The 6,069-nt window shown below is 71.3% G+C and carries 5 protein-coding genes; 3 read left to right on the top strand and 2 right to left on the bottom strand.

The features are described 5' to 3' along the window. The first annotated feature begins 2 nt into the window (after window positions 1–2). A complete protein-coding gene (locus tag J0695_RS27040; protein WP_206966218.1) occupies window positions 3–1,343 on the top strand; it encodes a PAS domain-containing protein in 1,341 nt (446 codons plus the stop codon). Between the two features lie 134 nt (window positions 1,344–1,477). On the opposite strand, the gene J0695_RS27035 is transcribed toward J0695_RS27040, so the two are convergent. Further along, the gene (locus tag J0695_RS27035) at window positions 1,478–2,239 is read right to left on the bottom strand and encodes an SIS domain-containing protein (RefSeq protein WP_206966216.1); all 762 of its coding nucleotides are present in this window, start codon (window positions 2,237–2,239) and stop codon (window positions 1,478–1,480) included. A gap of 126 nt (window positions 2,240–2,365) precedes the next feature. Between J0695_RS27035 and J0695_RS27030 the strand changes: the two genes are divergently transcribed. After that, window positions 2,366–3,058: an iron-dependent transcriptional repressor DtxR gene (locus J0695_RS27030; protein WP_206966214.1), complete on the top strand. Its 693-nt coding sequence runs from the start codon at window positions 2,366–2,368 to the stop codon at window positions 3,056–3,058. A 557-nt stretch (window positions 3,059–3,615) separates the two neighbouring features. Next, window positions 3,616–4,479, top strand: a complete 864-nt coding sequence (locus J0695_RS27025) for an alpha/beta fold hydrolase (RefSeq protein WP_206966212.1) — start codon at window positions 3,616–3,618, stop codon at window positions 4,477–4,479. Window positions 4,480–4,489: 10 nt separating this feature from the next. On the opposite strand, the gene J0695_RS27020 is transcribed toward J0695_RS27025, so the two are convergent. Beyond that, a complete protein-coding gene (locus J0695_RS27020) occupies window positions 4,490–6,067 on the bottom strand; it encodes a transporter (RefSeq protein ID WP_206966210.1) in 1,578 nt (525 codons plus the stop codon). Between the last annotated feature and the right edge of the window lie 2 nt (window positions 6,068–6,069).

Below are 6,069 nucleotides of genomic sequence, written 5' to 3'. Positions count from 1 at the left end.
GGATGAGTGCTTCCCGGATCGAGCCCGAACACGAGCAGCCCACCAGCGATCTTCTCGCCGCGCTGCTCGACGGCATGGACGCGGCTCTCTGCGCCTTCGACGCGGAGGGTCTGATAACCCACTGGAACCGCGAGGCCGAGCGCATCCTCGGCTGGCCGCCCGAAGAGGCCGTGGGCCGGCGGGGGTTCGCGGGGTGGGCGGTGCGGACCGCCGACGCGGACGAGGTGCAGGGGCGGCTGATGGCCGTGATGGGCGCGCCGGGGCGGCAGGTGCACGAGTTCGCGCTGCTGCGGAAGGACGGGGGGCGTGTTCTCGTACGGACACAGTCCGCCGGGGTGCGCGGCGCGGACGGGAAGCCGGCCGGGGTCTACTGCGCGTTCAGCGAGGTGCACGCCCAGATCGATCTGGAGCGGGCCATCGCGCTGAGCGAGGCGCTCTTCGAGGACGCCTCGTGGGGTGTGGTTCTTGTTGATGTGGATCTGCGGCCGACTGTGGTCAACGCCCATGCCGCGCGCGCCCTTTCGGCCGGGCGTTCCACGTTGTTGGGCCGCCCGCTGGGCGAGCTGATCGTGCAGGGCGTGGACGAGCTGGAGGGCGCGCTTCATCACGTACTGGCGGAAGGCGCGCTTCCGGCGCCCGCCGAGATCTGGGTGACGCTGCGCACTGCCGAGGGGGAGCGGCGGCGGTGCTGGCGGTGCGGATTCCTGCGGCTGGCCTCGCCGCTTGCGGAGGAACCAGTTCCGCTCGGGGTCGGGTGGCTCTTCCAGGACATCACGGCGGCCAAGGAGGCCGCGCAGGAGGCGGACCGGCTGCGCTTCCGCACCAATCAGCTGTACCGGGCGTCGCACGCGGCCGCCGAGTGCGAGGACCCGATGGAGGCGGCGGCCGCGTATCTGGACTACGCGCTCGCGGGATTCGCCGACCATGCGCTGATCGATCTGTTCGCGGAGGGGGCGGAGCGGCAAGAGGGGGGCGGGAAGCTCGTACGGGCGGCTGCTACGCCTTCGCCCGAGCCGGGGCCCTCTCTGCTGAACTCCTCGGGGATCCCGCTGCGGTACGCGGCCGGGCACCCGGTGCTGCAGGCCGTGGAGCGGATCGGGCCGGTGCGGGCGAGTGGTGCGCCGGCGGATCCCGACTGGGCGCCGGACCGGCAGTGGCCGCCGGGGACCGCGCACGCGCTGTGTGCGGTGTTGCGGAGCCGGGGGCGGACGCTGGGGGCGGTGACGTTTCTGCGGGGGGCTTCTCGGGCGGCTTTCGAGCGGCCTGATGCGGTGTATGCGGAGAGTGTTGCTGTGCGGGTCGCTGCCGCGGTGGATCTGGCCCGGGCGGTCGGGGGCGGCTGAGAACGCGGGCAGCGCCGCCTTCTTCGGGGGCTCCGCCCCCGGACCCCCGCTCCTCAAGCGCCGGAGGGGCTTGAATTTGCCCGGCGTGGGCTTGATGGTGCCCGTGGGAGCTTGATGGTGCCCGGCACGGATTCCTAGTGGCGGTAGAAGATCCGGTCGCTGTACTCCTTCAGTACGCGGCCGTTCCATTCGTGTCCGCCGTCCACGTTCCCCGAGCGGAGCAGCGGGACCTCTACGCCTCGCGCCGCCAGTTCTCCCGCGGCCGTCGCCATCATCGCCTGCATCAGGGCGCTGGTGATCACGGTCGACGCGGGTGCGAACGGTGCGTCGATGCCCTCCGTGGTGAGCTCCGCGTCGCCGATCGGGATGCGGCTGTCCACCACCACGTCGCAGTGGTCCTTGAGGTACGTGCCCGAGGCGTGCCGGGACTTCGTCTCGCGTGCGTACGCCGTGGACGTCACGCCGATCACTTTCAGCCCCAGCGCCCGCGCGTTCATCGCCATCTCCACGGGCAGCGGATTGCGCCCGGACATCGAGATGATCACCAGTACGTCGCCGGGCATGGCGGGGCTGGAGTCGAGCACCGCGCCCGCGAGGCCGTCGACCCGTTCCAGGGCGGAGCCGAGCGTGGCGGGCATGACGTCGACGCCGAGGGTGCCGGGGACGACGAGGAGGTTCATCAGGGCCAGGCCGCCGGCCCGGTAGACGACATCCTGGGCGGGGAGCGAGGAGTGGCCTGCGCCGAAGGCGAACAGCCGGCCGCCCGCCTCGACAGTGTCGGCGATCATGGTTCCTGCGGCGGCTACGCTCTGGGCCTCACCGTCGCGGACCTGCTGCAACAGCTCGATGGCGGAGTCGAAGAACTGCCCGGCCAGACTGCCGCTCGCATGGGTCATGCCGATCACGTTGCGGTCTGGACCAGTGGGCTGTCAATACCGCTCGACCTCGGCGCGGCCCGGTTGTCAGCGCTATGCGTCAGAATTGAGCCAGGGCCAGCGCACAAGTCAAACAAGGGGCACCAAATGTCGGGGTTGATTGATACAACCGAGATGTACCTCCGCACCATCCTCGAACTCGAGGAGGAAGGTGTGGTCCCCATGCGCGCCCGGATCGCGGAGCGACTGGACCAGAGTGGTCCCACGGTCAGCCAGACCGTGGCGCGGATGGAGCGCGACGGCCTGGTGGCGGTCGCGAGCGACCGGCATCTGGAGCTGACGGACGAGGGCCGCAAGCTGGCGACGCGTGTCATGCGCAAGCACCGTCTGGCCGAGTGTCTGCTCGTCGACGTGATCGGCCTGGAGTGGGAGCAGGTGCACGCAGAGGCGTGCCGCTGGGAGCACGTGATGAGCGAGGCGGTGGAGCGGCGCGTCCTGGAGCTGCTGCGCCACCCCACCGAGTCTCCGTACGGGAACCCGATCCCGGGCCTGGAGGAGCTGGGCGAGAAGGCCGAGGCCGACCCGTTCCTGGACGACAGCATGGTCAGCCTGGCCGATCTGGACCCGGGTCCCGAGGGCAAGACCGTGGTCGTGCGGCGTATCGGCGAGCCGATCCAGACGGACGCCCAGCTGATGTACACGCTGCGCCGCGCGGGCGTGCAGCCCGGTTCGGTGGTGAGCGTGACGGACTCGCCCGGCGGGGTGCTCGTCGGCAGCAGCGGGGAGGCCGCGGAGCTCAACGCGGAGGTGGCCTCGCACGTCTTCGTGGCCAAGCGCTGATCCGGGGATAACACCCGTATCCCGTGGGTCTGTTGGGAACGGGCATATAGGCAGCGCGCGGGCGCGACCCGTGCAAGGCTGTCGGCTGAGGCATATGACCTGAGGCCGGGCCCAGAGGTGTCGGACCCGGACGTTTCGGACCCGGAAATGTACAGACCCGGAAGTGTCGGCTCGGCCCGCCCTTCCCCGAGCTCTCGAATGTGCTCGAGCAGGGGAGGACCCGTTCGGCCGGGAAGGGAGCTGCTGTGCGCCCGTCGCATCCGCACCTGCCCCTGCGCGCGGAGGGCCCCGGCGCCCGAAGGCGCCGGGGCCTGTCCTCCCCTGCGCTGACCTGGAGCCCCGAGCTCTCAAGGTCAGCCCCTGCGGACCGTCATCCCCGAGCGGTCCGCCCCCCGCTGAAGATCTCCCCTCGGCAGCGGCGGTCAATCCTTGAGCACGGTCACTCGAAAGAGGGGTGTTGCGCGGGAGACGGGCATTTTCGAATACGAGTTCGATAGCCTGGCGTGGTTGAAGCGACTTGTTCGATTCGGGGGAATCCAGAAGGGGGTGCCGGACGCATGGTGCGGCGTATCGATGTGACCGGAGTCGACGGCGTACGCCTCGCCGCCTGGGAGTTCGCCGAGCCCCCGAAGGGGCGCGCGGAGACCGACCGTGCCCCCGGGGTCCTGTTACTCCACGGGCTGATGGGCCGCGCCTCGCACTGGGCGTCCACGGCCCGCTGGCTCACCGAGCGCCACCGCGCGGTCGCCCTCGACCAGCGGGGCCACGGCCGCAGCGAGAAGCCCGCCGAAGGCCCGTACAACCGCGAGGCCTACATCGCCGACGCGGAAGCCGCGATCGAACAGCTGAACCTCGCCCCGGTCACCCTGATCGGCCACTCCATGGGCGCCCTCACCGCCTGGCAGCTCGCCGCCCGCCGCCCCGACCTCGTCCGGGCCGTCGTCATCTGCGACATGCGGGCCTCCGCCCTCGGCGCCGCGTCCCAGCGCGAATGGGAGGACTGGTTCAAGTCCTGGCCCGTCCCCTTCGCCACCCTCGCCGACGTCCGCAAGTGGTTCGGCGAGGACGACCCCTGGGTGGAGCGCCCCAGCCCGGCCCGCGGTGAGTTCTTCGCCGAGGTGATGGCCGAGCGCGCCGACGGCTGGCGCCCCGTCTTCTCCCGCCGCCAGATGCTCACGTCCCGCGAGACCTGGGTGTACGACGCCCACTGGGACGAGCTCGCCCAGGTCCAGTGCCCCACCCTGGTCGTCCGCGGCCTGGACGGGGAACTGGGGCGCGCGGAGGCCCAGGAGATGGTCCGCGTCCTGCCGCGCGGGCAGTACGCGGAGGTCGCCGACGCCGGCCATCTTGTCCACTACGACCAGCCCGAGGCCTGGCGCGTGGCGGTCGAGTCCTTCCTGGACTCCGTCCTCACCCCGTAGGGCGCGGCGGTCACCCCTTGCTGACCGCCGAAAGGATCTCCGGCAGCCGGGCCGCCGTCTGCGGGGCCGCGACGCGCAGCGCTGCCCAGGCGATCAGGGTTCCGTACGCCGCACCCACCGGGAGCAGCACCCAGAGCAGCCCGTGGGCGGCGGAGACGTGCAGCCAGATCAGTAGCGCGATCACCGGGGCGCAGAGCACGGCACCGGAGACCATGCCGCCGAAGATGGAGATCGCGGCGATGCCTCCCTGGCCGGGGGCCACGTTCCGGTGGGCGCTGTCCTGGGGGATCGAGTACGGGAAGCGTGCCGAGGCCACCGCCCCCGTCGCCATCATCGCGCCGAGCAGTGCCAGCGAGAGGCCGAGCGCCTCGGGCAGCGCCGGCCAGTCACCGATGACGGCTGCGGTGACGACATTGACCAGGAGTGTGTACGGGAGGGCGACCACGAGCAGCGCGAAGGCCCGGGCCCGCAGTTCGAGGTAGGCGTCCCTGGAGGTCGAGATGGTCTGGGCGACCATCCAGAACGCCGAGGTGTCCTGGCCGAACTGGTTGTAGAGCTGGACGCCGAGCATGCCCGCGGCGAAGCAGGCGAAGTAGATCGAGCCGCTGCCCTGCAGGGCGTTGAAGAGCGGGACGATCAGCCCGATCGCGAGCGAGGTGATCCAGGCGGCCTTGGTCTTCGGGTCGCGCCAGATGTAGAGCAGCGTGCGGTGCATGACCGCACCCGTGCGGCCCTCGGGGAGCAGTCGGACGAAGCCGGACGCGGACTCCTTACGGGTGGGTTCCGCGGCGGCGATGGTGGAGCCGTCCGGCGAGGTCATCAGCTTGACGAGCGACCCCTGCCAGTAGCGGAGCAGCAGAAACAGGCCGGCGGCGGAGATGACGAGCTGGGCCGCCGCCCGTCCGTAGGAGCCCTCGCTCACCGACTGGACCGCGCCGATCGCGGAGGGCCCCGGCAGCCAGCGGATGATGTTCCCGGCCGGGTCGAGCGCCGAGAGGCCGCCCGTCCTGCCCAGGCGCTGGGCGCCGAAGTTGACGACCTGGATGCCCACCGCGATGACGAGCCCGCTCAGCACGGCGAGGTCGCGGCCCTTGCGGGAGGTGAGCAGACGCACGTTGCCCGCGGCCACCGCACGGGACAGCGCGACGCAGACGAGGATGGTGAGAGGGACGGCGGGCACGGCGACCGCCGCCGCGGCCCAGCTGGTCGCCACCGCGATGGCCGATCCCAGGACCAGACAGAGCGTGAAGAGCGGCCCGATGCCGACGAGCGATGCCGCGAGCAGGGCCCGCACCAGGGGTTCGGGCCGCAGCGGGAGCATCACCAGACGGGTGGGGTCCAGGGTCTCGTCGCCGCTGGGGAAGAAGAGGGGCATCACGGTCCAGCCGACGGCGAGTACCGCGACGAGGATGACCGTGAGGGTGCCCGCGTGCTCGTTCCCGTGCAGGGCGATCAGCCCGAGGAGCTGGAGCGCGCCGAAGAGCAGGACGACGACCACCGAGGTGATGTACACGGCCTTGCGCCCGGACGACTGCCGCAGCCCGTTGCGCAGCAGGGAGAGCTTGAGCCGGATGAAGATCGGGGTCAGGG

Source organism: Streptomyces beijiangensis, from assembly GCF_017315755.1.
Classification (GTDB): domain Bacteria; phylum Actinomycetota; class Actinomycetes; order Streptomycetales; family Streptomycetaceae; genus Streptomyces; species Streptomyces beijiangensis.
This window is presented reverse-complemented; position numbering and strand designations above follow the sequence as displayed.

Excerpts from the sequence above, each read along its gene's own strand:
- J0695_RS27030 (WP_206966214.1), top strand. The coding sequence starts at position 2,366 with ATGTCGGGGTTGATTGATACAACCGAGATGTACCTCCGCACCATCCTC.
- J0695_RS27035 (WP_206966216.1), bottom strand. The coding sequence starts at position 2,239 with ATGACCCATGCGAGCGGCAGTCTGGCCGGGCAGTTCTTCGACTCCGCC.
- J0695_RS27040 (WP_206966218.1), top strand. The coding sequence starts at position 3 with ATGAGTGCTTCCCGGATCGAGCCCGAACACGAGCAGCCCACCAGCGAT.
- J0695_RS27025 (WP_206966212.1), top strand. The coding sequence starts at position 3,616 with ATGGTGCGGCGTATCGATGTGACCGGAGTCGACGGCGTACGCCTCGCC.